General features: G+C 42.4%; 25 protein-coding genes. 16 read left to right on the top strand and 9 right to left on the bottom strand.

Features of this window, described 5'->3' with window-relative positions; all coding sequences use genetic code 11:
* The first annotated feature begins 165 nt into the window (after positions 1–165).
* Positions 166–1,155 (top strand): carbohydrate kinase family protein, encoded by a 990-nt coding sequence (locus AC6RV6_RS04975; RefSeq protein WP_500239440.1) that lies wholly within the window; start codon positions 166–168, stop codon positions 1,153–1,155.
* 32 nt (positions 1,156–1,187) lie between these two features.
* Here the strand turns inward: AC6RV6_RS04975 and tsaD are convergent, their stop codons facing one another.
* Positions 1,188–2,249 carry a tRNA (adenosine(37)-N6)-threonylcarbamoyltransferase complex transferase subunit TsaD gene (gene tsaD, locus AC6RV6_RS04970; RefSeq protein WP_500239439.1) on the bottom strand — a complete coding sequence of 354 codons (1,062 nt, stop codon included), beginning with the start codon at positions 2,247–2,249 and terminating at the stop codon, positions 1,188–1,190.
* 261 nt (positions 2,250–2,510) lie between these two features.
* Here tsaD and AC6RV6_RS04965 point away from each other — a divergent pair, with 261 nt between their 5' ends.
* On the top strand, positions 2,511–3,005 hold the full coding sequence (locus tag AC6RV6_RS04965) for a Photosystem I reaction center subunit III (protein WP_500239438.1): 495 nt from the start codon (positions 2,511–2,513) through the stop codon (positions 3,003–3,005).
* A gap of 82 nt (positions 3,006–3,087) precedes the next feature.
* Complete coding sequence (psaJ, locus tag AC6RV6_RS04960; RefSeq protein ID WP_500239437.1) at positions 3,088–3,207, top strand: photosystem I reaction center subunit IX; 120 nt, start codon at positions 3,088–3,090, stop codon at positions 3,205–3,207.
* A gap of 165 nt (positions 3,208–3,372) precedes the next feature.
* Here the strand turns inward: psaJ and AC6RV6_RS04955 are convergent, their stop codons facing one another.
* Both AC6RV6_RS04955 and pyrG read right to left on the bottom strand, forming a co-directional pair.
* Positions 3,373–3,792 carry a hypothetical protein gene (locus AC6RV6_RS04955; RefSeq protein WP_500239436.1) on the bottom strand — a complete coding sequence of 140 codons (420 nt, stop codon included), beginning with the start codon at positions 3,790–3,792 and terminating at the stop codon, positions 3,373–3,375.
* 153 nt (positions 3,793–3,945) lie between these two features.
* Entirely contained in the window at positions 3,946–5,637 is a 1,692-nt protein-coding gene (gene pyrG, locus AC6RV6_RS04950; protein ID WP_500239435.1) for a CTP synthase, read from the bottom strand.
* Positions 5,638–5,775: 138 nt separating this feature from the next.
* On the opposite strand from pyrG, the gene ruvX reads away from it, so the two are divergent.
* Complete coding sequence (ruvX, locus tag AC6RV6_RS04945; RefSeq protein WP_500239434.1) at positions 5,776–6,201, top strand: Holliday junction resolvase RuvX; 426 nt, start codon at positions 5,776–5,778, stop codon at positions 6,199–6,201.
* 271 nt (positions 6,202–6,472) lie between these two features.
* On the top strand, positions 6,473–6,679 hold the full coding sequence (locus tag AC6RV6_RS04940; protein ID WP_500239433.1) for a hypothetical protein: 207 nt from the start codon (positions 6,473–6,475) through the stop codon (positions 6,677–6,679).
* Between the two features lie 5 nt (positions 6,680–6,684).
* On the opposite strand, the gene AC6RV6_RS04935 is transcribed toward AC6RV6_RS04940, so the two are convergent.
* From AC6RV6_RS04935 to AC6RV6_RS04925, 3 genes are read right to left on the bottom strand one after another with little or no spacing between them, the layout of a single operon-like run.
* A complete protein-coding gene (locus tag AC6RV6_RS04935; RefSeq protein WP_500239431.1) occupies positions 6,685–7,347 on the bottom strand; it encodes a class I SAM-dependent methyltransferase in 663 nt (220 codons plus the stop codon).
* A 54-nt stretch (positions 7,348–7,401) separates the two neighbouring features.
* Positions 7,402–7,671, bottom strand: a complete 270-nt coding sequence (grxC, locus tag AC6RV6_RS04930) for a glutaredoxin 3 (RefSeq protein WP_500239429.1) — start codon at positions 7,669–7,671, stop codon at positions 7,402–7,404.
* Between the two features lie 56 nt (positions 7,672–7,727).
* Entirely contained in the window at positions 7,728–9,305 is a 1,578-nt protein-coding gene (locus AC6RV6_RS04925; protein WP_500239426.1) for a S8 family serine peptidase, read from the bottom strand.
* A 136-nt stretch (positions 9,306–9,441) separates the two neighbouring features.
* Here AC6RV6_RS04925 and rpe point away from each other — a divergent pair, with 136 nt between their 5' ends.
* Together rpe and AC6RV6_RS04915 are read left to right on the top strand one after the other, a co-directional pair.
* Entirely contained in the window at positions 9,442–10,143 is a 702-nt protein-coding gene (gene rpe, locus AC6RV6_RS04920; protein WP_500239425.1) for a ribulose-phosphate 3-epimerase, read from the top strand.
* Positions 10,144–10,324: 181 nt separating this feature from the next.
* Complete coding sequence (locus AC6RV6_RS04915) at positions 10,325–11,494, top strand: hypothetical protein (RefSeq protein ID WP_500239423.1); 1,170 nt, start codon at positions 10,325–10,327, stop codon at positions 11,492–11,494.
* Positions 11,495–11,558: 64 nt separating this feature from the next.
* On the opposite strand, the gene AC6RV6_RS04910 is transcribed toward AC6RV6_RS04915, so the two are convergent.
* The 3 genes from AC6RV6_RS04910 to AC6RV6_RS04900 all read right to left on the bottom strand — a co-directional run bounded on the left by AC6RV6_RS04910 (position 11,559) and on the right by AC6RV6_RS04900 (position 16,610).
* Positions 11,559–12,836, bottom strand: a complete 1,278-nt coding sequence (locus AC6RV6_RS04910; protein WP_500239421.1) for an FAD-dependent oxidoreductase — start codon at positions 12,834–12,836, stop codon at positions 11,559–11,561.
* Between the two features lie 82 nt (positions 12,837–12,918).
* Entirely contained in the window at positions 12,919–14,334 is a 1,416-nt protein-coding gene (locus tag AC6RV6_RS04905; RefSeq protein ID WP_500239418.1) for an SLBB domain-containing protein, read from the bottom strand.
* 17 nt (positions 14,335–14,351) lie between these two features.
* On the bottom strand, positions 14,352–16,610 hold the full coding sequence (locus AC6RV6_RS04900; protein WP_500239417.1) for a GumC family protein: 2,259 nt from the start codon (positions 16,608–16,610) through the stop codon (positions 14,352–14,354).
* A 133-nt stretch (positions 16,611–16,743) separates the two neighbouring features.
* Here AC6RV6_RS04900 and AC6RV6_RS04895 point away from each other — a divergent pair, with 133 nt between their 5' ends.
* The 9 genes from AC6RV6_RS04895 to AC6RV6_RS04855 are packed head-to-tail and all read left to right on the top strand — an operon-like array spanning position 16,744 to position 25,962.
* On the top strand, positions 16,744–17,568 hold the full coding sequence (locus AC6RV6_RS04895) for an ABC transporter permease (RefSeq protein ID WP_500239414.1): 825 nt from the start codon (positions 16,744–16,746) through the stop codon (positions 17,566–17,568).
* A 56-nt stretch (positions 17,569–17,624) separates the two neighbouring features.
* Entirely contained in the window at positions 17,625–18,908 is a 1,284-nt protein-coding gene (locus tag AC6RV6_RS04890) for an ABC transporter ATP-binding protein (protein ID WP_500239412.1), read from the top strand.
* Between the two features lie 18 nt (positions 18,909–18,926).
* Positions 18,927–19,781, top strand: coding sequence for a class I SAM-dependent methyltransferase (locus AC6RV6_RS04885; RefSeq protein ID WP_500239411.1), 855 nt, complete (start codon positions 18,927–18,929; stop codon positions 19,779–19,781).
* Between the two features lie 5 nt (positions 19,782–19,786).
* A complete protein-coding gene (locus AC6RV6_RS04880) occupies positions 19,787–20,881 on the top strand; it encodes a glycosyltransferase family 4 protein (RefSeq protein ID WP_500239410.1) in 1,095 nt (364 codons plus the stop codon).
* Positions 20,882–20,899: 18 nt separating this feature from the next.
* Entirely contained in the window at positions 20,900–21,952 is a 1,053-nt protein-coding gene (locus AC6RV6_RS04875; protein ID WP_500239408.1) for a glycosyltransferase family 2 protein, read from the top strand.
* Positions 21,945–22,781, top strand: a complete 837-nt coding sequence (locus AC6RV6_RS04870; RefSeq protein ID WP_500239405.1) for a hypothetical protein — start codon at positions 21,945–21,947, stop codon at positions 22,779–22,781. The genes AC6RV6_RS04875 and AC6RV6_RS04870 overlap by 8 nt, the downstream gene beginning before the upstream one ends.
* Positions 22,782–22,832: 51 nt before the next feature.
* Positions 22,833–24,002, top strand: a complete 1,170-nt coding sequence (locus AC6RV6_RS04865) for a glycosyltransferase family 4 protein (protein WP_500239404.1) — start codon at positions 22,833–22,835, stop codon at positions 24,000–24,002.
* Positions 23,999–24,850 carry a glycosyltransferase family 2 protein gene (locus tag AC6RV6_RS04860; protein WP_500239401.1) on the top strand — a complete coding sequence of 284 codons (852 nt, stop codon included), beginning with the start codon at positions 23,999–24,001 and terminating at the stop codon, positions 24,848–24,850. The genes AC6RV6_RS04865 and AC6RV6_RS04860 overlap by 4 nt, the downstream gene beginning before the upstream one ends.
* Complete coding sequence (locus AC6RV6_RS04855; protein WP_500239398.1) at positions 24,847–25,962, top strand: glycosyltransferase family 4 protein; 1,116 nt, start codon at positions 24,847–24,849, stop codon at positions 25,960–25,962. Before AC6RV6_RS04860 ends, AC6RV6_RS04855 begins: the two co-directional genes overlap by 4 nt.
* The last annotated feature ends 30 nt before the right edge of the window (positions 25,963–25,992 follow it).

Here is a 25,992-nt window from a genome sequence, read left to right as displayed (position 1 = left end):
ATTGATAATTGTTCATCGTTCCTTAAGACTTTGGCATAGTAAAGCCTCGCACCGATCTATAGGATAATAAGCGGTGCATTTATAAGATAATTGTTGATTGAAGATCGTCCCGTTCCGAATCAATGAGACAATAAAATCGAATCTATATCGAAAAGTAAAGGCTGTATGAGTCATCTGCGTGCGATCTGTTTGGGGGAAATCCTGTTTGATTGTTTGGCGGATCGAGTGGGAACCTCACGAGAAGAAGTCCAATCGTGGACTCGTTTTCTGGGAGGCGCTCCGGCAAACGTAGCCAGTGGTTTGGTGAAATTGGGGACTCCGGCTGCATTTATGGGCTGTGTCGGACAAGATTCCTATGGGGAAGAAGCACTTCGCTTGTTACAACGATTGAACGTAGATTATCAAGGAGTTCAGTCTCACCCCACAGCACCCACACGCGAAGTTTATGTTTTGCGTCAAGAGAATGGCGATCGCATTTTTGCCGATTTTGGCGATCGCGCTCCCGATATCTTTGCCGATGCCTATTTAGACAGTTCTCAACTTCCGGTGGAACTCTTTCAAGCTGCCGACTATTTAGTCATTGGTACTTTAGAATTAGCCTATCCGCAAACGCGAGAGAGCGTATTTCGCGCGCTAGAACTCGCCGATGAATACTATCTCAAAATTGTCTTAGATGTGAACTGGCGACCGATGTTCTGGGTCAATCCGCAAGAATCCCATCGTTTGATTAATTCCTTGTGGTCGGCCGTTGATTTTGTAAAACTGTCCGGGGAAGAAGCTCGCTATTTTTTCGGGACGACCGACGCAACTCAAATTTTCTACAATATCAATTCTGCGGAAGGAGTCGTCGTCACCCATGGCGGTCGAGGAGAGATTTCTTACTGTTTGACCGATAATTCCGGGACGATCGCACCGTTTGAGATTGCCGTTAAAGATACAACCGGTGCGGGAGATGCCTTTGTGGCGGGTTTAATTCATCAATTTTGCCAACGTGGAATTGCTTGCTTACAAGATGCTGACATCGCCCGAGAAATTGTTACTTATGCGGCAGCCGTCGGTGCGATCGCGACCACCCGAGTCGGAGCAATGAACGCTCAACCTACAGCCTCAGAAGTCGATACCTTTTTGCGATCGGCACTTACGGTTAAGAGTTGAGAGAGAATAAAAACCAAAATTCCCTCAACTCATTACTCGTATCTCGTTCCTGCCGATACATATAGTTCTGCTAAATCAGTGATGGCTAGACGCGATCGCACTCCCACGGTCAAAGGAGAAGTTTCTCCGCGATTAAAGCGATCGGCAGCAGCACAGGCGATCGCAGCAGCGTTATCGGTACAGAGCTTTAAAGGAGGACAATAAACTTTTAAACCCTGTTGCTTAGCAGCGTCTTGGAGATACTGTCTCAAGGCGCTATTCGCCGCAACGCCTCCTCCCATGACAATTGCTTGTAAGTCGTAATCTAAGGCACAAGCAATCGTTCGTTTTACCAGCGATCGCGCGACGGTCTCTTGAAAGCTGGCTGCTAAATCCGCGATCGGCAATGTTTCCCCTTGGGCTTCTAATTTTTGTACCAAGCGCAACATCGCTGTTTTTAAACCGCTAAAACTAGAATCGTAAGGATGATATCCCCCGCCTGGCTGAGAAATCCGTCCTTCCGGTAAGACAAAAGCGCGAGGATTGCCCCCTTTGGCAATTTTATCGATCGCAGGGCCTCCAGGATAGCCCAACCCCAACAACCGCGCTACTTTATCAAAGGCCTCCCCCGCCGCATCGTCTCGCGTCGTCCCTAATTGTTCGTAACTTCCTCCATCTCGGACGCGAATTAAACTGGTATGACCTCCCGAAACCAACAAACATAAAAACGGCGGTTCTAGCTCTGGGTTGCTTAAATAAGCCGCATAAATATGTCCTTCTAGATGATGAATACCCAGAAAAGGTAAATTGCGAACCATCGCAAGGGTTTTACCCGCCGTCATTCCCACCAATAGCGCCCCCACCAACCCCGGAGCGCAAGTCGCCGCGATCGCCTCAATTTCCGACCAATCGAGATTCGACTCCTTAAAAGCCGCATCAATGCAGAAATTAATAGTTTCGAGGTGATGGCGCGATGCGACCTCGGGGACGACTCCGCCATACTCCCGATGAATCTCGATTTGAGAAGCGACAATATTACTAAAAATCTGGCGATCGCGCACGATGGCCACAGCCGTTTCATCGCAACTGGTTTCGATCGCTAAAATTGTTGCCATTCTTCTCAATCTTTTCTCTTTAATATTTCTTAATAATAAAGGTTAGCGTCCCGATTTGGTTGTAGCTTTATTAATAATCGAGCGAGATGGCCTCATGTACTGAAATAATGAGGCTAAACGCTGACCGTGAAATTATTTCACGGTCATCTTCAACACAATAAGTTCGGGTATTTCACGACAGCATTCATGTACAGTGATGATACCTTGATGCTTTTGGACAACAATGAATATAGTGTTTCGTAACAAAAGGTAACATTTTTTATGCGAAAGTTATTGGCATTAATTTTGATGGCTGCGCTGTGGTTCAACTTTGCGCCGGCAGCATCGGCAGATGGAAATCTCGTTCCTTGCGGTGAATCCGCAGCTTTTCAGCAACGAGCAAAAACCTTTGTGAATACCACCAACGATCCTCTATCGGGTCAAGCTCGCGCAGAACGCTATTCTGAAGCGCTTTGCGGTGCTGATGATGGTTTACCCCGTTTGATTGTTAGCGGTAGTTTGGATCACGCAGGGGACTTTACCATTCCCGGTATCCTCTTCCTTTATATTGCTGGCTGGATTGGTTGGGCGGGTCGTTCTTACCTCATTGCCATGCGCGGTGAAAAAGATGCCGAGATGAAAGAAATCATCATCGACGTTCCTTCAGCTATAAAGTTCATGCTGGGTGCAGCGCTTTGGCCTTTGGCCGCGATCGGTGAATTCACCTCGGGTCAATTAACGGCTAAAGATTCGGAAGTTCCGATTTCTCCACGTTAATTTTCCCGCGTTAATTTTTGGACTCCTCGGGAGTCGATCTCAATGGTTTTGTTTTTTCATTCATTATTTGGAGAGTTGTATAATGGCAAAATTCTTTTCTAGCGCCCCGGTTTTACTTGCGCTCTGGATGACCTTTACTGCCGGCTTGTTAATTGAATTTAACCGCTTTTTTCCCGATCTGCTGTTTCATCCCATGCCGTAAAAAATTTTAGCATTAAAAAAAATGCAAAAATTCTTGCATTCGCAGATAAACTAAGAAATTGAGTGTTGTTGAAAACTCGCAGTTCCTCAGAATTGCGGGTTTTTTATTGGTCTGTCAAAATACCCTTGCTCGTGGTTTTAATAATGAAGTGAGAATCACTCTTGCTCAGGGTAAAACCTCATCCGTTTTTTGCAGAATAAAATCTTTGATTTTTTCATAGGATTCCGGATCGTTTTGTTTGGTCAAAATAATTGGGACAGACGAATCGGGAATCCAAAAAGTTAGTTTACCTTTGTCCGTATAACAAAAACTAGCAATCTGATTGAGATTGATAAAATACTCGCGGCGATCGTAAAAGAGGCGCACCCAACAGCCCGGTACGGAATCTTCGACGATCGCTAAAATATAGTCCTGTAGCTTTTGGTAGTCTTCCGGGTCTCCCTGTTGCGTTACGACAATAGGAATCGCACTATCAGGCAACCAGAATGTGATTCTCCCATTCGGAGAGGACGCAAAGGCACTCAGGCGATCGAGATTGACAATATAATGTTGCCGTTCGTATTTAATCTTGACCCAATGTGCCACGAAACCTCTTTAAACAATTATCAATAGGTTGGTTGGACAAGGCGAATTTGTTCGCCGTCCCTCAACCTCAATTATCAATTATCAATGAGGGAACGGGCAACAGAAATCGCGAACAGATTCTCGCTTTGCCCTCGCGCGATCGGTTGAGAACCTCTAGGAGACTTCGACGGTGGGGCGTTCCGATGTGTTGGAATAAGCCCGATCGCATGGGGTATCGAGTCCCGATCGCAAAGAATCGGAGACGTTAACCTCTTGGCCGAGGGATGCTTGTATGAAACCGAGAAAGAGAGGGTGAGGACGATTGGGGCGAGAACTGAATTCTGGGTGAAATTGGGTGGCGAGGAAAAATTTGCGATCGCTCAATTCGATGGTTTCGACTAAACGACCGTCGGGAGAAGTCCCGCCAATGGTATATCCCATTTCTAACAAAAGATTTCGATAAGCGTTATTCACCTCATAACGGTGGCGGTGGCGTTCGTAAACTACTTCTTGTTGATAGAGAGAATAGGCGAGAGTATTGGGAGTGAGGCGACAGGGATACAAACCTAAGCGCATCGTTCCGCCGAGATCCACCACATCTTCTTGTTCCGGTAGGAGATTAATGACAGGATTGGGGGTTTCGCAATCGAATTCTGCACTGTTGGCGCTCTCTAATTGGGCAATATTTCGCGCCCAGTCGATGATGGAACATTGCATCCCCAAGCAAAGACCTAAAAAAGGAATATCGCGTTCTCGAGCGTACTGAATGGCTGCCACTTTCCCATCAACACCCCGAATGCCAAACCCTCCGGGTACGACAATGCCTTGCACGTGACTTAAAAATGTGTCTGCTCCTTTGGCTTCAATATCTTCTGCACTGACCCAGCAAATATTGACCTCGCTATTGAGAGCGATCGCGGCATGAGTCAGGGCTTCAATGACCGATAAATAAGCATCGCTCAGTTTGACATATTTTCCCACGAGGGCAATGTCCACACGATTTTGAGGGGCTTTCATGCGTTCGATGAGGGTTTGCCACTGGGTAAGATCGGGAATCCGAACCTCGAGTTTGAGGCGTTCTAAACTCTGTTTGGCCAATCCTTCTGCCTCTAGCATCAGAGGAACCTCATAAATACTACCGGCATCTTGAGCGGTGATGACCCGTTCTACAGGAACATCGCAAAATTCTGAGAGTTTTTCTTTGATGCCGGGATCGATGGGGCGATCGCAGCGACAAACTAAAATATCTGGTTGAATGCCCAGCGATCGCAATTCTTTAACGGAATGTTGGGTCGGTTTAGTTTTCATTTCTCCTGCCGAGGGAATCCACGGCACGAGGGTCACGTGAATAAACAAAACGTTGTTTCGCCCGACATCTTTACGAAAACGCCGAATGGCTTCTAAAAAGGGCTGAGATTCAATATCGCCGACAGTACCACCAATTTCTGTAATCACAACATCGGAATGAGTGTTGATGGCAACTCGTTTAATTCGTTCTTTAATTTCGTTGGTAATATGAGGAATAACCTGCACGGTACCGCCTTGATAATCCCCCCGACGCTCTTTATTGAGGACGGCTTGAAAAATCCCGCCTTGGGTGACGCTATTCAGGCGAGACATGGATGTATCGGTAAAGCGTTCGTAATGTCCCAAGTCTAAGTCTGTTTCTGCCCCATCTTCGGTAACGAAAACTTCCCCATGTTGGTAGGGACTCATGGTACCGGGGTCAACGTTAATATAAGGATCGAGTTTGAGGATAGAAACCGAGTAATCGCGAGATTTAAGCAATCGTCCCAAACTGGCAGCAACGATGCCTTTTCCGATGCTGGAGACGACCCCCCCGGTTACAAATACAAATTTAGCCATTATTCAGTTATCAATTATCAGTTATCAGTAAACAGCTATCAGTTATCAATTAGAACTGATAAACAAGGCGATCGCTATTTTCGTCTTTCTAACCCAAAACAACCTATTGTATAGAAAAATAGGGACTTTAGGATCGCAATGGAGAAACTTTCCGTTTTAGGGTTAGATGTGGGTAAAAAGCGAATTGGGGTGGCAGGGTGCGATGGGTTGGGATTAATTGCCACGGGGTTAACGACAGTGATTCGCAGTGCTTTTGTACGAGATGTGGAACAGTTTAAAGCGTTGGTGGAAGAGCGTCAAGTTCAATTATTGGTGGTGGGGTTGCCTTACACCATGAATGGTGAAATTGGGTTTCAGGCGCGACAGGTGCAAAAATATGCTCAACGTCTCGGAGTCGCTTTATCGCTTCCCGTGGAATATATGGATGAGCGTTTGACTTCCGTGGAAGCAGAGGAACAAATGAAGGCACAAAATATTTCGCCATCTCGCCATAAAGCAACAATCGATCGCAAGGCTGCAGCGATCATTTTACAACAATGGTTGGATCGACGGCGGACAATTTAATCGGATTAGTTGATTCAATGGGTTTTCGATCGCATTTTTCGAGTGATATTGATCGCGAAATCTTGTTAGCAAGATCGCAATCTTTGAGGGACTTAGATCGCAATTTTCAAGAGATTCAGATCGCAGCAAATCACTGATGAAGATCGCTATTTTTGTGTAATTTTCCTCAAGGTTTGGACTGATAAGGCTTACATCAAAACAAGCGGACGCATCACCTCAACTTGGTAAAAATTAAGAGATACTGAGATGAGGTAATTCAAAAGGTCGAGACATGAATAACACGAAAATGCAATTGATTCCGGGGGCAATCGCAGAAATTCTCGCCTCTACCGCCGATACAGGAATTTTAACTTTAAGCGATCGCTACGGGCTAATGGCGGCGATTTTAGATGATGGTCTTGCAGAACAAGATCGACGAGCAATCGATCGTCTATTGAGAGCAGTCGCTCGGGGGCGCTTGCAAGTGATTGCGAGTTAAAGAAATTATTGCTTTTGCGCTGAGATACAGATAAATTCTTCTCGATGGCGATCGCGTTGGGAGAAGCAATTTAAGTTTTGAAAACCAAAAGTTGCCAATAAATTTTTAACGCGATCGATTTCGTATGTTTGAAAGCCTCGTTTTGTCAATCCTTGTTTTTCTAAAAAGGCGGATGAAGTGAAACAAATCAATAAAGTCCCTTCCGGAACAAGCACTCGATTTAATTCTGCGAGTGCTTTTTTAATGTCCGGCCAAAAGTAGATCGTATTAACAGTACAAATCTTAGTAAAAAATGCGTCAGGATAAGGAATATTTTCAACAGAAGAACATTGAAGCTCTAGTTTTTCTGCTGTAATAAAAGAGTGAAAGCGTTGTTGGCCAAATTCTACGATTTCCGGTGAAAAATCTACACCGGCAGCAAAACTTACAGAAGGATTATCGAGAATTTTTGACAGCAGATAACCACCACCAAAACCAATTTCAAGAACATTTTCTGTTGCTTTTACTGTCTTGTCTGTTGGTAGGTTGAGTTGTTGAAAAGTTAATTCATTCATGGCGACATTACCCGCATTGAGCAAGCGAGACATGATGAATTTTCCCCACCAGCCCGAGGGTTTTCGCAGTTGACGAGCAAGAAAATCGGCGATCGCCATGACCAAAAATAACAAATAATAATAACCCGATTAAAGCCTATCCTCAAGATAGGCTTTAATATTCATTGCTCAAGCAGCTTGACCTTGTAGAAGCGAATCCAATCGTCCTTGTCCTTCCAAGGCATAGAGATCGTCACAACCTCCAACATGGCGATCGTCGATAAAGATTTGCGGTAAAGAACGTTGCCCATTTGCGCGTTCTGCCATTTCTGCACGAGCGGCGTTATCGCCATCAATACAGTATTCGGTGAATTCTACCGCTTTTTTTTGCAATAAAGCTTTGGCGCGAATGCAAAATGGGCAGGTACTCCAAGTGTAAATTTCAACGTTAGCTGTCATGGCCTTTTGAGAAATGTTAAGGATTATTACGATTTTAGCGCAGATTGGCAGAGGAATTATTGTACGGGAATCGTCCACCAAGCCAAGCCGTAAGCTTGTAGGGAATCGTTTGTTTGTTGGCGATAAACGACGCGAATTTTGTAACGTCCGGTGGTAGGGACGGGACAGAAAATATGTTCGCTGCTGTCTACTCGGCTAATGGAGGAGCAAACCGCTCTCGAAAGATTATCGCTCTCGGCGGGCAGGAGATAGAGATCGAGATTGTTTAATCCCAAGTCGCGAAAATCTTCGCCAACATCAAATAAGTTATTGCTATTCTCATCGTTCAATTCCACTCGACGATGCCATGTGAGGGTGACGGAGGCAAACTTTCCGCCTTGTAGGGGAGATGCGATCGCATAATCTTGATAGTTGCCCTCTTCAACGGTGTTATAGTCCCAACCGCGCGGAATAACTGAGTTACCGGGAGAATTCTGGCCGCCGCTAAACTGTTGGTAGGCGCGATAAATATTCAAATGTCCCGTCCCGGTTTGAATATCTAAGGGAATTTCAGGATTTTGATAGGCATCGCCATCGAGCCAAGTCCGGTTGTGTTTATTGAAAAGACTGCGATCGACTCCCAAGGCTTCATCTTGGACTTTATCGGCAGAATTGAGCAAAACTGCTTTCATTACTTCGCTGCGACGGGAATCAATGCTCCAATTGGGGGCAGCACTGGCAAGCTGGCGATCGCCGAATTCTTGCAAAACGCCCACGGCTCCAGCGACGTGAGGGGCAGCAAAACTGGTACCGCGCACTTCTTCGACTTCCCCTTCTAAATCTCGCACGGAAACATGACTCCCCGGGGCAACTAGGTTAATCGATCGCCTGCCATCGGTATTAATTTCGCGCAAAATGAGATTGCGTCCGATGCCTTCGGGTAAAGCACTAATGTTGGAAAAATCCAACTTATCAAAGACTCCATCTCTCACGGTGGAAGCGGCCACATTGACCCCGTTGTAATTATCCGTGGGAATAGGAATGCCGCCACTGCCCTGATTTCCCGCAATAACATAGAGGACATCGTGAACCCGTGCCGACCAATCAACACAGAGGGTTAAGAGGGCATTCCCATCTAAAACGGCATTGGATCGGGGATCGCGCTGCAAAGATTCACCAAAACTAAAATTAATGGCTCGTACATCCCCGCTATTCTGTAGGGCGACGTGTTGAGAGGCGAGGCATTCTTCCGGCTGTCCGGCATTCCGCAAGGATCCCACCGCCGAGGAATACAAACGCGCTCCAGGAGCCACCCCCGGCACCCATTTATCGGCGGAAATCATGACCATTGCGACCATGGCCGCATGAGCATCAACGTGAGTATTGGCTGCTGCGGGGCGATCGCGATGAAAGGCTCCGGCGAGAGAGAGGGAACGGTTGCGGGAGGAGGCTTTATCCAAACCAAATTTTCCCGGTCTGCCTACTTCCACTTGTCCGAGGCCGATTTTGCGACCGATGAGGTTATAAGGGGCTTCGTGTAAGGAACGGACGTTCACCCCGCGATCGCTGATGGTATCTTCCGAGGCTGCCACTGGGACGGCGATCGCAACAAGTACAGACAATCCGCCCAGTAGCCACGTTAATTTTTTGCTCATTCGCACCGTTTCGATAACTTATTTTATTTATTCTAAACCTTTGCGTTTTTTGAGTTGGGACTCAACAAAATGTGAAAACAATGTTAAATTGTTGGTAATATTACAATTCTTAAAAAAAATTTAGGAGAACGCCGTCGTGAGTAAAAAGCCGATTGTTATTGCCCCCTCGATTCTCTCTGCGGACTTCAGCCGTTTGGGAGAGGAAATTGCGGCTGTGGATAAAGCGGGTGCAGATTGGATTCATGTGGATGTCATGGACGGTCGTTTCGTCCCCAACATTACCATCGGTCCGTTAATCGTCGATGCCATTCGCCCGATTACGAAAAAGCCGCTAGACGTGCATTTAATGATTGTCGAACCGGAAAGATATGTCGAAGGTTTCGCCAAAGCGGGTGCTGATATTATCTCGGTTCACGCGGAACATAATGCCTCACCTCATCTCCATCGCACTTTAACTCAGATTCAAGAGTTGGGTAAAAAAGCAGGGGTTGTTTTAAATCCTTCTACGCCGTTAGAGTTGATTGAATACGTTATTGATGTTTGCGATTTGGTCTTGTTGATGAGCGTTAACCCCGGTTTTGGCGGTCAGAGTTTCATTCCTCAAGTGACGGAGAAAGTTCGCAAGTTGCGTCAGATGTGCGACGATCGCGGTGTGGATCCTTGGATTGAAGTGGATGGCGGGTTAAAAGTTAACAATACTTGGCAGGTTTTGGAAGCGGGTGCCAATGCAATTGTTGCTGGATCTGCGGTTTTCAAGGCTCCTGATTATGCGGAAGCGATCGAAGGGATTCGCAATAGCAAGCGCCCTGCACCAGAGAAGGAATTAGTCACGGTTTAAGTTTAAGAGCTTTTATCAGTTAATTTTTATGGGCAATACTTGACAAAATGGGTTGAGTATTGTCTGTTTTTTTATGGTATTGCGATCGTGTCGATCTCTATGGATTATGCTATTGCAATTAAAAAAGTTAGAAGCTAACATCATATTAAACTTAGAAATATAAAAAAAGAGAAAAGATATTATGTCTTTACCATCATACGATTCAGAAGTTGTCTGGGAAGAGTATGCAATCAATACTCCAACTTTTGAGCTTACTCCTTTGGAAAAACCTGATATGTCTCCTTTTTTGATTCATATGACGGGTAAAAAGAATATTCTTAGTATTCTGCGAGGTCAAGAAAATAATATGACAAAAGATCAGGGATATTTAAAAGCCTCTATTCCAGAAGCAGTGAAAGATAATTATACTGCTAAAGTAGTTTGTTTTACAGAATCGCCTACATTCTCTGTAGATTTTTTTCGATATCGTAAAAAAAATAGATGGGAATCCGATCAGCAATTTGGTATTGGATTCAATAAAAGTAAGTTAGTTGAACTGGGAGTAAGACCAGTGATTTACTCAGACAAAGAAATTTATGGACGATTAATTTATATGTATAGCTGGATAGAAAAAAAAGGTATAGAACAACTAGATGATGCTAAAAAAAAATCTGCTAAAGTCATTCAAAAAATCTATCCACTTTTATTTCCTCTTTTAGAAAAATCGCAAAAACAAGGTTTTATGTGGGAAAGAGAGTGGCGTTACCCAGACCCTGAAGGTTTTAAGTTTAATTATCAAGATATTAAAATTATTTGCTGTCCTGAAGAAGAAGAAACAGAGATCAAACAAATTCTAGGAGAAGCTACTAAAAACATCAAATTCATTCATACATGGCAAGAATATGATGACGTAACTGAATATTTGCATCGTCAAAAGAAGATTTGGGAAAATGATCATTTAGAAAAAGAAGAAACAATTGAGAATTTAAAAAATCATTATGAATATGGCAAAACAGTTATCAATAATATTGATAATTATCAAGATTTGATTAATCAGCTAAGCGCAAAAATCAAAGGAATAGAACAAGAGAAAAAACAATTTGAATCTCAATTGTCAGATGTAGAAATTAAATTAGAAAAATTAACTAAAGAAGAATGGGGGAAACCAAGAAAATTTCTTCAAGAATTCCTTAAATCCTCTCTTTTAAATGATGAGGAGAAGGGGATATTACAAAAAGTTTTAAATCAAGGAATGCAAAATTTAACCGAAGAAGAGAGAGAGCAATTCAAAAAAGATATTATTGAAAAATCGAATGATTTTAAGATCGATAATATTCTAGAACAAGAAGGTACAATTCAAACATCTGAATAGATTCACAAACTTGAAATCCAGAAAAATTATATTTTAGACTTTTTCATCACCTCGCTCTAGATTTCTAGGTTTCTTGCGATCGCTTAACTTTTGCGATCCAATTTTGAGAGGAATTCAATATTTCAGAGTAAGATAAACTTGAATTGGAAAGTAAATCGAAGAAAAAGGGTTGAAAATAGTTAGGAAAAATCTTGTGAAGGAATCTTTGCCCAAGAAGTCTTAAGAAAAACTCAAAAGCTAAGCGTTTATTGCGAGGGAAAGCATAGTTAGAAATATCTTGCACCGCATAAGCATCAGCTAATCGAGTTCTGGTAAACTCTGGGAATACTTGTTCCCAATTTCCTGCATATTTTTCGATTAAACGATCCAGAATTAAAACATCCTCTAAAGCAGCATTACACCCTTGACCCACAGAAGGAGAAACCGCATGAGCCGCATCTCCTAAAATTAGAATGCGATCGCCATGATGAAAGCGATCGCAGCGTACTGTTACAACTTTAGAGACAGGACAATTAAGGATTTTTTCGGCATCATCAAGAGACATCAAACGGGCAAATAGAGGAAAGTTTTCTTGAAAATAAGCAAGGATTTCTTCTTTTGTTGTGAAAAATTCAAGAGGATTTTTGTCCGATGGGAAAATGATAACCCCATTGAGAAATTTCTCGAATTGAGGGACAAGTAACACCGAAATATTCTCAGAAGTTCGCCAAACATGAATTTTATCGGCAGCTAATTCTAGTTCTCCTTGCTTTCGAGGTAAAAAGATGGATTTATAATCATCGGGAAGGTTCTCTTGCTGACAGTTCAACTTTCCTTGTTCTTGTAAGCGTTGTCTGATTGTGGATCGCGCTCCGTCTGCTCCAATTAAGCGATCGTAATTAACGCTAAAACTCTGACCATTTTCATCCTGAAACTTAACAATTCTTTCAGTTGTATCGAGTCCAATACATTGACAATTAAAATGAATTGTCAAGCGATCGCGATCGTATTTTTCTTTTAATGTTTCGATCGATACTGCAACCAAATCGTTGCGATCGATGGTCAAAAGTGGTTCTTTTCTGGGAATTAAGCGCGTTTTTCCCTTCCCTCGATAAACCAAAGAAGCGTCACAAAATGTACCGCGATCGCAAATCTTTTCTTCTAAGCAGGCGATTTCTTTTAACGCCAATCTGCCTCGCGGGAACAAAGAAATGGGAAAAGTACGATTATTTGTATAATTGTACCGTGTCGGATCGGCACGACTCTCGTAAATTTCAACGTTGAAATTATTGCGGCGCAATAAATAATGTGCTAATAAAATACCTGCGGGGCCGGCACCAACGATCGCAATTTTTTGCACCATGATTTAAATCTACTTTCAAAACGCAATTCAAGGTCAATTCTAACCGATCGCTTAAACTCATTCATCTAATTTCACAAAAGAATCATCGAAATAAACCAAAGATATTAAAGAAATTCAAGAACGAGAAAAAATTACCAATTGGAGCTAAGATAGAACCCGCAACATCTGTAATTTCCGTAAGGGATGACGGCTGAACCACGACAACATCCCCATTCAAGAGTAAAGGATTGTTTTCCTCATTAATTCCTTCAGAGAGATCCAATTCAATTTCCTCTCGCATTAACGTACCGTTGGGATTTAAGCGAATCAATTCAACCCTGTTTTGACGAGCGCGATTATTGAACCCTCCTGCCGCTAAAATGGCTTGATTTAATGGCGTATTCGGTCGTAAAGTTTGCGTACCGGGAGTATTAATTTCCCCAACAATATTCACTTCAATGGTTTGGGGTGAAAAAGTCGCGTCCACCAATTCCCCCACTTCTGCGAGATTAATCGTTTCTGCTTTAGGAACGATAATACTATCCCCGGGTTGCAAGGGAATATCCTGCTCTAAATCTCCCCCTTGAAGAATTTCCCATAAATTAATCGTGACGATCTCTTCCTCTCCCGTCCGCTTGATGCGTCGTAATTGGATATTTCGCACGTCAGCAAGGGGGGTAATTCCTTCTGCGATGCCGATCGCTTGTGTCACCGTTGGGGGTTCGCTGGAACCTTCTGCACTCACGGTATGGGTTCCCGGACGCAGCACTTCCCCGGTGACGGCAATTTGTACCGGCGTAGTGGTGGAGGGGAATAAGTTGGAATCGGAAATCGTGCGACTGGCGACGCGATCGAGGACTTCAGAGGTGGGAATAAAAAGGCGATCGCCATCCCGCAAGGTCACATCTTGAGCCAGATCTCCTTGATGAATCAAACCCCAGAGATCGATCGCGTAGAATTCCTCGTTTCCTTGGTAAGTACGGCGAATTTGCACTTGACGGACATCCGCCGAGAGGGTAATTCCGTCTGCTAACTCGATCGCTTCGGTCACGCTAGGAAAACCCGTCGCACCTCCCGGACTCACGGTATAAGACCCCGGACGATTCACCTCTCCCGCGATCGCCAAACGGACGGGACGAGGCGCAACTAAACCCAACGTGACAAGGGGACGCACCAAAAGCGATCGATAGCGTTGAGAAATTTTTTGCGAAGCTTCCGCTAAAGTAAGATCCCGAACCGAAACCGTCCCGATCGCGGGTAAATTCAGCGTCCCATCAATGAGAACCGGATATTCCCCGTTATATTCATCCACCGCAAAAATCGTCATTTGCACGCGATCGCCAGATCCGAGGGTATAAGGGCGATCGGGAGGAGGCGCGAGGAAAGCGGGGGAAGATTGAGAGGCCGGGAGAGGGGGAAATAAGGGGATATCCTCCTCTAGGGTCGGAATTTGAGCCTTAACTTCCGAACAGAAAACAAGTACGCTCAAACTAATCAGAAATAAACGATAATTGTTCATTGATAATTGATAATTGTTTATTGTTCAAGCGCATTTTCCTCAGAGGAAAAATAGCGTTGATAGTAATAATAAGAACCGGAACTGAAATCTTTGGCACCATTCGCAACTAACCCGATAGGAGCCGTTTGAGACATTTTAATACTTTCCAAAACCTGTTTGAGTAACGTGCGATCCGTCCAGCCCAATCGCACCACTAAGAGCATGACATCCACCTGACCCGCGAGGAATTTTGCATCTGCTAACCCTAACATCGGTGGCGTATCAAAAATAATTAAATCGAAAGATTGACGCAAGCGATCGATTAAGCTTCTCATTTTTTGTGATGACAATAAGCGAGTCGGATCGGGAGGAATTTGACCAGAAGTGAGAATAAACAAATTATCATCTAGAGGAGATTGCTGTACGATGTCTTCTACTTCCAGATCCATCGAAATCGCGTGAGAGAGTCCCCAAACATTGGGTAAATCTGTCATGGCGTGAACTTGCGGGCGACGTAAATCCGCATCTACCAAGAGAACTTTTTGTCCCATAGCCGCCGCCGACTGAGCCAAATGCACCGAGGTGGTCGATTTGCCTTCCAGAGGAACAGAAGAACTAACTACCAATACCTGTAAAGGCCGATCGGGCGTAAAGAAAGAAAGATTGGCATTAAGGGAACGAAATGCTTCGAGGAAGGGAGAGGCACGATAGCGGCGATCGAAGGACGGTAAAGGGAGAGGGGTTGCTCTTTCCGCCGCTTTGCGTTCTTTGAAGTCTTTGCGATAGGGAATCACCCCCAATATGGGTAATCCTACACTGTCTTTGAGGTCTTCTGGGGAATGGAAGCGCACGTCAAGTTTTTCGGCAATGAGTGCCACCCCGGATCCCGCCAGTAGCCCGGCAAAAACCCCTAACATTAAACCGCGAGAGACATTGGGGGCGATGGGATAAACGGGGAGTTCGGCCTCGTCAATTTCTTCCCAAGAGAGAGTACGTTGGGCGGATTCGATCTCGAGGTCTTCTTTGACAGAAAGAAAGCGTTTGAGGGCTTCGGTAGCAACGCCCAATTCCCGTTGCAAGTCGGTATATTGACGGCTGAGAAGGGCAAATTTCTGCATTTCCCCTCGAGTTTGATTTTCTGCGAGGGCTAAAGCGGCTTCGCGAACGGCAAGTAGTTGTTTTTGATTGGTGGCTTCGATCAGTTCTTGGGTGAGTTTGAGGCGAATGGAATTGGGGGAGGTGTTGAGATTGTTGAGATTGGCCGTTGCGCCTTTTTCTCCTAAAACCGCGATCGCTTCTTGACGAATGAGAGGGAGAATTTTATTGCGGCGATCGCGTAAAACTTGAATTTGCGGACTGGTGGGGGTGAAGCGGGTGGACTCGATCGCCAGATCGGTTTCGATTTCTTGCAATTGGTTGAGGAGGGATTGATAGCGAGGGGCTTCACTTAAGGCCGTGGCGGTAATGGCGCGATCGAGTTCGATGTCTAACTGGCCTTGCAATTTTTGCTCTAAAGATTCTGAGGCTTTTAAACTGGTGGCGGTTTCCTGTTGGGAAATGCGAATTTGACCGAGGCGATCGGCGACGCGTTGGCCTTGTACTTCGGGATCGAGGAGGTTGTGTTGCTGGCGAAATTGCTGAACTTTTTGCTGCAAGTCGTTGACTTGAGTTTCGAGGATGGGAAGTTGTTTTTGTACGAATTCTAAGCCTTTTTGTTTGCCTGTTTTTTGTTCGATTTGAGAATATTCGATAAATCCATCAGAAACAGTATCGAGGATGAATTTAATTTTCTCGGGATCGGAATCTTGAAAGGAAATTTCCAGAATTTTTGTATATTCAACTCGCCCAATACTCAATCCTCCTGCAACACCGTTGTAGTCGAGTTCTGGATAGCGATCGCGAATTTTTTCAACAATGGGTTCGATCACTTTAGGACTGCGGAGAACTTCAATTTGGGTATCGTAGTCTAACTCCGATCCCGACTGACCGACTAAACGCTGAGAGAAGCGATCGAAGGTTTCTTCGCTGGCAATGGGTTCGACCAAAATCCGAAAAGCACTTCTATAGATGGGAACTTCGTTGAGAATTCTAAAAGCCATGGACGAAGTTACCGCAGCACTCACCAACAGCAGCAACCACCACCGACGACGCAACACCGAAAGACTCTGACGCAGGTTAAGAGAATCGTCTTGGGATTTGGGTAAAGCGGCTGGAAAAGAATCCGCGATCGCGGGTTTGGCTGGAAGAGTCGGAGTCGTTCCATTGGAGATGGGATGCTGATTGCGATTCGAGACCATGTACTTGAGGTTGGTTGTTGGTTATTGGTATTCGTTCAGTTCGTGGGGTAAATTGGGGATAATAACTCTATGATATCTACTGAAGAAAGAAATTTATTCTTCATCCTAATCTCTCATAACTTAATTCTTGTCTATGCCTGAAACCGAACTCATTATCGAAGCGGGAAAAACAGAACAAGAATACTGGCAAGATTTGTGGCGCTACCGAGAGCTATTTTATTTTTTGGCGTGGCGGGATATTTTAGTGCGCTACAAGCAAACAGCCGTGGGAGTCACTTGGGCATTGCTACAGCCATTTGCGACCATGGTGGTGCTGACAGTAGTTTTCGGCAAGCTGGCAAAATTACCGTCTGAAGGTGCGCCCTATCCGATTTTGGTGTTTGCTGCGATGTTACCTTGGCAGTTTTTTGCGAATTCTCTTTCTAATAGTAGTAATAGTTTGGTGGGAAATGCCAATCTTATTTCTAAAGTTTACTTCCCTCGCCTAATTATTCCAGCGAGTTCTGTGGTGGTGAGTTTTGTTGATTTTGCCCTCTCGGGGATAATTCTCTTAGGGTTAATGGCTTGGTATAATTTTGTTCCTTCTTGGCGTATTATCTTTCTACCGGGCTTTATTGCGATCGCAGCGATCGCGAGTTTTGGAGTCGGACTCTGGTTAGCCGCCCTCAATGTTCGCTATCGAGATTTTCGCTTTGTCGTTCCTTTTCTCATGCAGTTGGGACTCTATATTTCTCCAGTAGGTTTTAGCAGTAGTATCGTCCCCGATCGCTGGCGGTTACTCTATTCTCTCAATCCGATGGTGGGGGTCATTGATGGATTTCGCTGGGCAATTTTGGGAGAAGATTCTCATCTCTATCTCCCCGGATTTTGCTTATCTTTGCTACTATTAACGCTGTTAGGTATAAGTAGTATTCTCTATTTTCGCAAAACCGAACGGACTTTTGCGGATATTATTTAAATTGACAATTGATAAAGGAAAAACTCTTATCAGTTCTTCAAACAAAATAATTTTTTATGTCTCAGTTTGCTATAAAAGTTGAAAATTTAGGTAAGAAATTTGTCATCAACCATCAGCATGATGGCTATTCTTTACGCTATGCTATTACTAATAAAATCAGAAATTTAAAACAAACATTATCGAAAAATAGCCATCGTCCGGTTCGAGAGGAATTCTGGGCTTTAAAAGATATTAATTTTGAGATCGAAAAAGGCGATCGCGTGGGCATTATCGGACGCAATGGCGCAGGAAAATCTACCTTACTAAAACTGCTCAGTCGCATCACTGCCCCGACAACCGGACGCATTCATCTCAGAGGTAAAGTCGCGAGTTTATTAGAGGTAGGAACGGGTTTTCATCCCGAATTAACGGGACGCGAAAATATCTATCTCAATGGTTCGATTTTGGGGATGGGCAAGTTCGACATTAGAAAACAGTTTGATGAAATTGTTGATTTTGCCGGGATCGAACGGTTTTTAGATATGCCCGTGAAGCGGTATTCTTCAGGAATGTATGTGCGTCTTGCTTTTGCGGTTGCCGCCCATCTCGCCCCAGAAATTTTAATTGTTGATGAGGTTTTGGCAGTAGGAGATGCAAAATTTCAGAAGAAATGTTTGGGAAAAATGGAATCCGTAACGGCAGAAGGAAGAACGGTTCTTTTTGTCAGTCATAATATGACTACGATTAAAAATTTATGCAATCGCGGCATTCTCTTACAAGACGGTCAAATTCAAAGCCAAGGTGATGCCAAAAAAGTTGTTGATAACTATCTCGGGAATTTACAAGAACAAGCGGTTTCCGTACATCTTCGCGATCGCCGCGATCGTCAAGGCAGTGGGGCAGTATTTGCCAGTGCAATTCGTTTTGGCACGAAAAGCAATCCCTCTAGCGGTCATTGGGTTACGGGGGAAGAAGCCGCCTTGGAGATTGATTATGAATGTCAAGACAATAGACTTTATCGTAATATAGAAGTGGTTGTGAGAATTCAATATCTCGATCTGGCTTCTTTTCTGCACTTAGGCACAAATATCGTGCGGAAAGATATTGCCTTCGTGCAAGGATCGGGATGTTTTCGCTGTCAAATTCCCAATCTGCCTGTAGAACCCGGACGTTATGCAATTTCTACGGGCATCAAACTTGATGCGGCAATTGTGGATTGGGTGGAAGCAGCAGCTTTTGTTGAAGTTCGCGAAGGAGATTATTATAACAGTGGGAGAATGCAAACTTGTGCGGGTTTTCTCTGCGATTATTCATGGACTCATCTGGTCGAAGACCGCGAACAAAACAATTATCAGAGGTAAATTAACGGGTACATCAAAATGGTGCAATATTCTTATGAAGAATCGGTTCAATGGTTTCGTTTGCAACCCGAGCATACCGAACTGGTCAAATTTTCCTATTTAGATAAAGATAATCTGGCAGCAGCCCAACGCTTTTCGGCCAGCGAAGAATTTCAATCAGCGATCGCCCTGCTTAACTTAAAGCAACAAGATCGAGTGTTGAAAATTCTCGATCTCGGTTGTGGTAATGGGATTGTTTCCTATGCGCTGGCAAATTTAGGTCATGAAGTAACCGCGATCGATCCCGATATCAGTGCTGATGTTGGACTGGAAGCGACCCATCGTTTAGCCTCAGAGATTGGTAAAGGAAAGATAATCACCCAACAAGCCAGCGCGGAATCTTTACCTTTTAACGATGCTACTTTTGATATTATTTATGCACGCCAAGCACTTCATCATTTTGCTGATTTAACCCTAGGATTACAAGAAAGTGCGCGAGTCTTAAAACCAGCAGGAAAATTCTTAGCTACCCGAGAACACGTCGTGACTGATTCACAGCAACGCCAAGAATTTTTAGCCAACCATGTTTTGCATCACTTGCACGGTCAAGAAAATGCTTACCCCCTCAATGATTATCTCAAGGCTTTACGAACTTCTGGACTAAAAATCCATCGAGTTTTCGGTCATTTTGATACTGTTATCAATCATTATCCCGAAAAAAATGCAGAAATTAAAGATTGGTTGCAATTAGGTTTTGCTAAATATTTAGGGCAACCAATTGCTTCTATTCTCAGTCAAGTTTCTTTCCTTGAGACACTTTACCGCTATCGTTTATCGGGAACCTGTAATTTGCCCGGTCGCCTTTACTCTTTTTTCTGTACTAAGCCGCGATAATTGTAATGCGAATTCTCTATGATGGTAGCATTTATAAAATGCAAGTAACAGGAGGAGTCAATCGTTACTTTCAAAACGTAATTCAACGACTACCCGATCGCTGCACTCCAATTTTAACCACGACTGGAATTAGCGATCTGGATCGCCCTAAGCATCCTAATCTCAAGATTGCATCTTATCATCGTTTTGGCCTGCGTCCGGGGCGAATCTCGTATTTTATCGAACCTTATTACTTTCGCTGGATTGAGCAAAGAGTGAGTGCCGATCTCTGGCATCCAACTTATTATCATCTCTTAAATCAGAAAGAATTTTCACAAATTTCTCAGCCAATTGCGATTACAATTTACGATACAATTCACGAAATTTTTGCCGATCGCTTCGATCCTGATGGAATGCAAGCCAAAATGAAAGATAGGGCAATTTCAGCAGCCGATTTAGTTTTATGTATTTCAGAAAATACTCGTCAAGATGTACTGAAATATTATCCTCATGCAGCCGGAAAAACCAAAGTTATTTATCTCGCATCAGATCTGCATCAAAGTTTAGTTAATAGCGATCGCAGTCCTATTGATGTCCCTTATTTTTTATATGTTGGCAGTCGTTGGTTTTATAAAAATACCGATACTTTGTTGAAAGCCTTTGCTAGGGTTATTTCAGTTTATCCAGACATTAAACTTTGTTTTGTCGGATCAACTTTTAATGATGAAGAACAAAAACAATTAGCCACATTAAATTTAACAGATTCTGTGATGCTTTACGATCGCCTTGACGATCGTTCTCTCGCTCAATTATATCGTAGAAGTGTTGCCTTAGTCTATCCTTCTCTTTATGAAGGATTTGGTTTACCTCCCCTCGAAGCCATGTCTTGCGGAACTGTCGCGATCTCCTCTAATATTGCAAGTATTCCTGAAGTTGTAGGAGATGCGGCTTTATTATTTGATCCAACTTCAGTTCGGGATCTGACCGACTGCATGATCTTGTTATTAGATCGCCCTTCAGAACGCGATCGCTTAAAGCAAAAAGCCCGAGAACGAGTCACATTATTTAGTTGGGAAAAAACCGTCTCTCAAACTCTTGAGGCTTATCAATCTCTGATTTAAAGTATTATTAATTTTTCTATGGCGATTGTAACCACAGCACTAAACCTCACAGATTTACCCCCTCCCTCTCTAAATAAAACGGGATGGTGTTGGACCGAACAGAGTAAAATCTTACCTTCTATTTTAGCCAATGGAAAAACATATCCGCTCATTAGTATTATTACCCCCAGTTACAATCAAGGAGAATTTTTAGAAGAAACGATTCGCTCAGTTCTCTTACAAGGTTATCCTCATTTGGAATATATTATTATTGATGGAGGCAGTACGGATAGAAGTATAGAAATTATCAAAAAATACGAAGCTTATTTAGCCTATTGGGTTAGCGAAAGCGATCGCGGACAATCTGATGCGTTAAATAAGGGCTTTAAACAGGCAACTGGGGATTTAATTGGCTGGCAAAATTCTGATGATACCTATGAGCCTCATGCGTTCCAATATGCGGCAAAAACATATCTATCCCATCCAGAAGCCGATGTAATTTACGGACTCGTTCATCATACCGATCGCGATAGTCAATTTGTCAAAAAATATCCCGTAACGACTGCAACAGTTGCCAATATGATTCCCTACTCAGCCGTTACTAATCATTCCGTTTTTTATACCGCTAAAATTTTTCAAGAAGGGAATTTTATCGATATAAACTTAAAACACTGTATGGATCAAGAATTTATTCTCAGACTCTTACTCAAACAATATAAATTTATCTTTGAACCGAACATTATTGCTAATTGGCGACTCTACGATCTGACAAAATCTTCCCGTCAAATGGATATTTGGGCAACAGAAGCCTTTCAATTATGCCAACAGGTTTATCTTAATAAAGCCTGCGATCGCGAAATTCGAGATAAAGCAAAAAGCTGTCTTTATGGATTGTGTTTGGATAATTTTGCCAAAGGAAGAGCGGAAATTTTTCGTCAAACTGTCGCAGAATTAGTGAAAATGTTTGGTATACAAACAGCGATCGGTGGAATCGGTTTAAAGTATGGGTTATCTTGGGTCGGTGCAGGAAATTTACAGAAACTCATTCAACTCAAAGAAAAATTTTATAATTGGTTTAAATCTCATGGTTAATCTCGGTTATCGTGCAGCAAGATTGCAAGGAAAAATTATGCGATCGCTTTATCAAAAAAGGATCTCTAGCCTCATTCACCATCCTATCCAACAAGAGAAAAAAATTGCCGCTACCATTTATTCCTTGTCTTGTCCGAGAGATTTACCCGAACAAGTGGCCAGCATTCGCAGCTTTTTAGCTTATGTCGGCATTCCAGAAAAATTCACTGTGATTTCCGATGGCTATTCAGATCGAGAAACTCAATTATTAGAAACGATTCATCCTTGTATTCTGGTCATTCCTTTAGATAAATTTACTCGCGGACTGCCTCAAAAAATATATGATTATGGGAAAATGAATCCAATGGGTAAAAAATTAGCCGCAATTGTCTCAATTCCTTGCGATCGCGTTTCAATTTACACCGATTCAGATATTTTCTTTTTTCCGAAAGCAAAAGAACTGGAAAATTTAATGCAAACTACCGATCCTCATTCTTATTATTTACCTGATATCGATCCCGCTTTCGATTTAAGAATTATTCAAGCATCAGAACAAGATAATCCTATTAATGGTGGCTTTATTTTGTTTAAGAAAAAACCGAATTGGGATTTTGCAATGGAACGGTTTTTCAATCTTCAAGACCCTCCCAATTATTTTACAGAACAAACCATGATGCACTTAACCTTACATCGAGAAAAGGCAAAACCATTTCCCAGAAATAAATATATAATGTGGCGAGATGACGAATTTGTGTTTCGCGATCGCTATGCAAACTCAGACACTGTATTAAGGCATTATGTCACCCCCGTTCGTCATAAATTTTGGTGCAATCCCCAATATTTAGTTTAAAATAAATATATTACTCAATAAATTAACTTTCTCTCATTAAAACATGATAAAATGAAAATTTTATTAATTATTCATATGCCCTTAAAACGAGATTTTGGCGGCTCTCGAGTGCAATTAGAACTGGCTGAAGAATGGCAAAAAGAAGGACATATTATTGAAAAATTTGATATTGAAGACGCATTTCCCTATCAAAACGCCTCTTTTTTCTCAACTTTGACGCAACCTCATTTTTCTCAAAAAGCGATCGCTTACGTCCGAGAACATGGCCAGCATTTTGATATTATTGATGCTCATCAAGGCAACTTACCAATCTCAAAACAAAACTTAGGATTTTCAGGATTATTAGTAACGCGATCGGTAGGATTATTTCCTCTATATTATCAATTCAATCGTACTTCTCTGGAGGATATCCCTCTAACTAATTTAAAAAATTTCAAAACAAAAATTGTCAATGAGTTATTGGGATGGCGCGATCGTAAAGAAGTGAAATACTGTTTCCAAAGTTATCAAACCTGTGACTTAATTAATCTTCCCAATATTTATGAACAAGAATATCTCGAACAAACTCAAAACTTAGGAGAAAAATGCACTGTTTTTCCCTTTGGTCTTTCCCAATCTCGACAAGAAAAATTAACTCAAATTATTCCTGAGAGAAGCAATATCTCTTTGCCCGAACAAATTGTTTTTATTGGAACTTGGTGTTCTCGAAAAGGATCAAAAGATTGGCGAGAAATCATCCAGCGAGTTCGCCAATCTTGTTCTCAAATTCGCTTTCTTTTTCTTGGCACGAAAGTAGGTAAAGAAAAAATATGGGAAGAATTAAAACTCTCTCGAAAAGAGACAATTGAAATCATTCCGAATTATGAGGCTAAAATGCTTCCTCAATTATTAAAAAATGCAACGATCGGAGCATTTCCTAGTTATCTCGAAGGATTCGGTTTTGCTGTTTTGGAAAAACTCGCTGCAGGAATTCCTACTGTTGCTTATGATGTTCCCGGACCACGAGAAATGTTGCAATACGTCCAAACAACATCTTTAATGGTTAAAGCTGGAGATACTGTGGCATTCAGTAACAAGTTAATAGAATTGCTCAAATTACCCATCCAAGATCGCGATCGCCTTTGCCAAGAATGTGTGGAAGTGGCAAAATACTTTTCTTGGAGTAAAATAGCAAAAGATACTCTTAGCGTCTATCAGGAGGGATTAAAAAAATTATCATGAAACCTTCAGATATTTGCTTAAGCGTTGCCCTTCTCACTCGCAATCGTCCCGAGTCTTTAAATCGTTGCTTGCAAAGTCTGCGATCGCAAAACATGCAACCCGATGAAGTGATTATTTCTGATGATTCCGATCCTCAATGGGTGAATTCGACACGAGAAATTGCCCATCGTTGGGATTGTCGCTATATTACAGGGAGTTTGCGTGGATTATATGCCAATCGCAATCATGCAGCCTTAGCTTGCAAAGGGACGCATATTCGGACAATGGATGACGATCACGTGCTACCTCCAGGGCATTTTCAACAGTGTTTGGAAGCGATCGCCAGCGATCCCGAATCAATATGGACGACAGGAGAATTAGGCTATATTGATGGGAAGTTCTACAAAAAAGTTGCAACAGCTAATCAACTTTCAGCTTCAGGAGTGGGAATTGGCATTACCAATCTCAATAATAATTGGGGTATTGCTGACGGTTCGACGATTTATCCTCGAAGTGTTTACGATCGCGGTTTTCGAATGTTAGAAGATTATGGCTATGGAGAAAGTTTTCTCGAGTTTGGTGCGTATTTATACGCTAATGGTATTCGTTCTCGCTGCATTTTAGGTGCTTATGTTGAGCATTATGCTGAAGCTATTACGATTACCCGCCGTCCTTTAAGTATGTATGAAAGTCGTCTTTATGCAAGTATTTGTTATAACCTCTATTTTAAACCAAATTATGTTAAATTCTTGCGCTATTTAACATCTTATTCAGTCCGCTTGAGCAAGCAGAGAAATCCGATCCAGTACATCCCCGAAATATTCGGGAAAATCGAACAAAGATGGGGAGCGATCGCCAAACAAGAATGAAAATTTTATCCATTAGTAATTGTCCTCTGATTGAGTCTCAAGGATCGGGTTATGTTACCGTTAATTTTTGCCGAGGATTGCGACAACTTGGCCACGAAATTGATAGCTTTAGCCCAGATGATTATGAGCCTTTTCAGTTTATGCGAGGAAGAGCAAATAATTACCGTATTGCATTAGGAATGCTAATCTTTACTCTACGACAAATCCAGAAAAAAGAGTATGATATTATTGAGTTTTATGGCGGCGATTCATGGTTAGTAGTTTTAGTTTTAGATTGTTTCTGGAAAAATAAATATTTGTTGGTCAGTCACTCCAATGGTTTAGAAACACAATTTATTGAAGTCATGAATAAATATGAAACATGGTTAGAGACAAGGCGAAAATGGTATCAATTCGACCAACGTTTTCTATTTAAAAATGCTTTTAAGTTTGTGGCAGGAATCGTCACGCAATCCGACTACGATCGCAATTATGCACTGCAACAAGGCTACAAAGACCCAGAACATATCCTCACAATTCCTTCTGGCTTATCAGATAATTATTTAGATTTAAGTATAAATTTCAATCGACCGCCAGTTTTAGGATATTGTGGCTCTTGGATTGCGCGTAAAGGAATCAAAGCCATTCAGCAAGATATTCCGCAAATTTTGTCCGAATTTCCTCAATATCGGTTTAAAATAATTGGAGTGGGTGCAGACTTTAACAAGGAAGATTATTTTCCCTCTGAAATTTGCGATCGCATTGAAGTCATTTCTTTTGTCCGAGAAAAACAAGAGCTTGCTCAAATCTATCAATCGATTGCGATTATGCTCGTCCCTTCAATTTATGAAAGTTTTGGATTAGTAATTGCTGAAGCAATGGCTTGTGGTTGTGCTGTCATTGCCAGTCAAGTTGGTTTTGCCGCTAATCTTGAATCTGGAAAAGAAATTATGCTACTTGATGAAATTTTATCTCCAGATTTGTATAATAATATTAAGACATTATTAAAAAATGAAGACTTGCAACAAAAAATTGCTCAAAATGGATATAAAAAAGTGCAAACCTTAAGATGGGATAATTCAATCAAAGAAATAGAAACAGTCTATATAAATTGGTTAAAAGAAATCCAATAAAATCAGAGATATTTAAACTTTTTTCAATTT

This window comes from Spirulina sp. LEGE 11439, assembly GCF_059821285.1.
Note: the sequence above shows the minus strand (reverse complement) of the source record. Positions and strands in the feature narration are given on the sequence as shown.

Coding starts and splice junctions, on each gene's coding strand:
- AC6RV6_RS04975 (WP_500239440.1), top strand. CDS start 166: ATGAGTCATCTGCGTGCGATCTGTTTGGGGGAAATCCTGTTTGATTGT.
- AC6RV6_RS04910 (WP_500239421.1), bottom strand. CDS start 12,836: ATGGTGCAAAAAATTGCGATCGTTGGTGCCGGCCCCGCAGGTATTTTA.
- AC6RV6_RS04915 (WP_500239423.1), top strand. CDS start 10,325: ATGTCTTTACCATCATACGATTCAGAAGTTGTCTGGGAAGAGTATGCA.
- AC6RV6_RS04900 (WP_500239417.1), bottom strand. CDS start 16,610: ATGGTCTCGAATCGCAATCAGCATCCCATCTCCAATGGAACGACTCCG.
- AC6RV6_RS04890 (WP_500239412.1), top strand. CDS start 17,625: ATGTCTCAGTTTGCTATAAAAGTTGAAAATTTAGGTAAGAAATTTGTC.
- grxC (WP_500239429.1), bottom strand. CDS start 7,671: ATGACAGCTAACGTTGAAATTTACACTTGGAGTACCTGCCCATTTTGC.
- pyrG (WP_500239435.1), bottom strand. CDS start 5,637: ATGGCTAAATTTGTATTTGTAACCGGGGGGGTCGTCTCCAGCATCGGA.
- AC6RV6_RS04885 (WP_500239411.1), top strand. CDS start 18,927: ATGGTGCAATATTCTTATGAAGAATCGGTTCAATGGTTTCGTTTGCAA.
- AC6RV6_RS04895 (WP_500239414.1), top strand. CDS start 16,744: ATGCCTGAAACCGAACTCATTATCGAAGCGGGAAAAACAGAACAAGAA.
- AC6RV6_RS04870 (WP_500239405.1), top strand. CDS start 21,945: ATGGTTAATCTCGGTTATCGTGCAGCAAGATTGCAAGGAAAAATTATG.
- AC6RV6_RS04965 (WP_500239438.1), top strand. CDS start 2,511: ATGCGAAAGTTATTGGCATTAATTTTGATGGCTGCGCTGTGGTTCAAC.
- AC6RV6_RS04875 (WP_500239408.1), top strand. CDS start 20,900: ATGGCGATTGTAACCACAGCACTAAACCTCACAGATTTACCCCCTCCC.
- AC6RV6_RS04860 (WP_500239401.1), top strand. CDS start 23,999: ATGAAACCTTCAGATATTTGCTTAAGCGTTGCCCTTCTCACTCGCAAT.
- AC6RV6_RS04855 (WP_500239398.1), top strand. CDS start 24,847: ATGAAAATTTTATCCATTAGTAATTGTCCTCTGATTGAGTCTCAAGGA.
- psaJ (WP_500239437.1), top strand. CDS start 3,088: ATGGCAAAATTCTTTTCTAGCGCCCCGGTTTTACTTGCGCTCTGGATG.
- AC6RV6_RS04905 (WP_500239418.1), bottom strand. CDS start 14,334: ATGAACAATTATCGTTTATTTCTGATTAGTTTGAGCGTACTTGTTTTC.
- AC6RV6_RS04940 (WP_500239433.1), top strand. CDS start 6,473: ATGAATAACACGAAAATGCAATTGATTCCGGGGGCAATCGCAGAAATT.
- AC6RV6_RS04925 (WP_500239426.1), bottom strand. CDS start 9,305: ATGAGCAAAAAATTAACGTGGCTACTGGGCGGATTGTCTGTACTTGTT.
- tsaD (WP_500239439.1), bottom strand. CDS start 2,249: ATGGCAACAATTTTAGCGATCGAAACCAGTTGCGATGAAACGGCTGTG.
- ruvX (WP_500239434.1), top strand. CDS start 5,776: ATGGAGAAACTTTCCGTTTTAGGGTTAGATGTGGGTAAAAAGCGAATT.
- AC6RV6_RS04880 (WP_500239410.1), top strand. CDS start 19,787: ATGCGAATTCTCTATGATGGTAGCATTTATAAAATGCAAGTAACAGGA.
- AC6RV6_RS04865 (WP_500239404.1), top strand. CDS start 22,833: ATGAAAATTTTATTAATTATTCATATGCCCTTAAAACGAGATTTTGGC.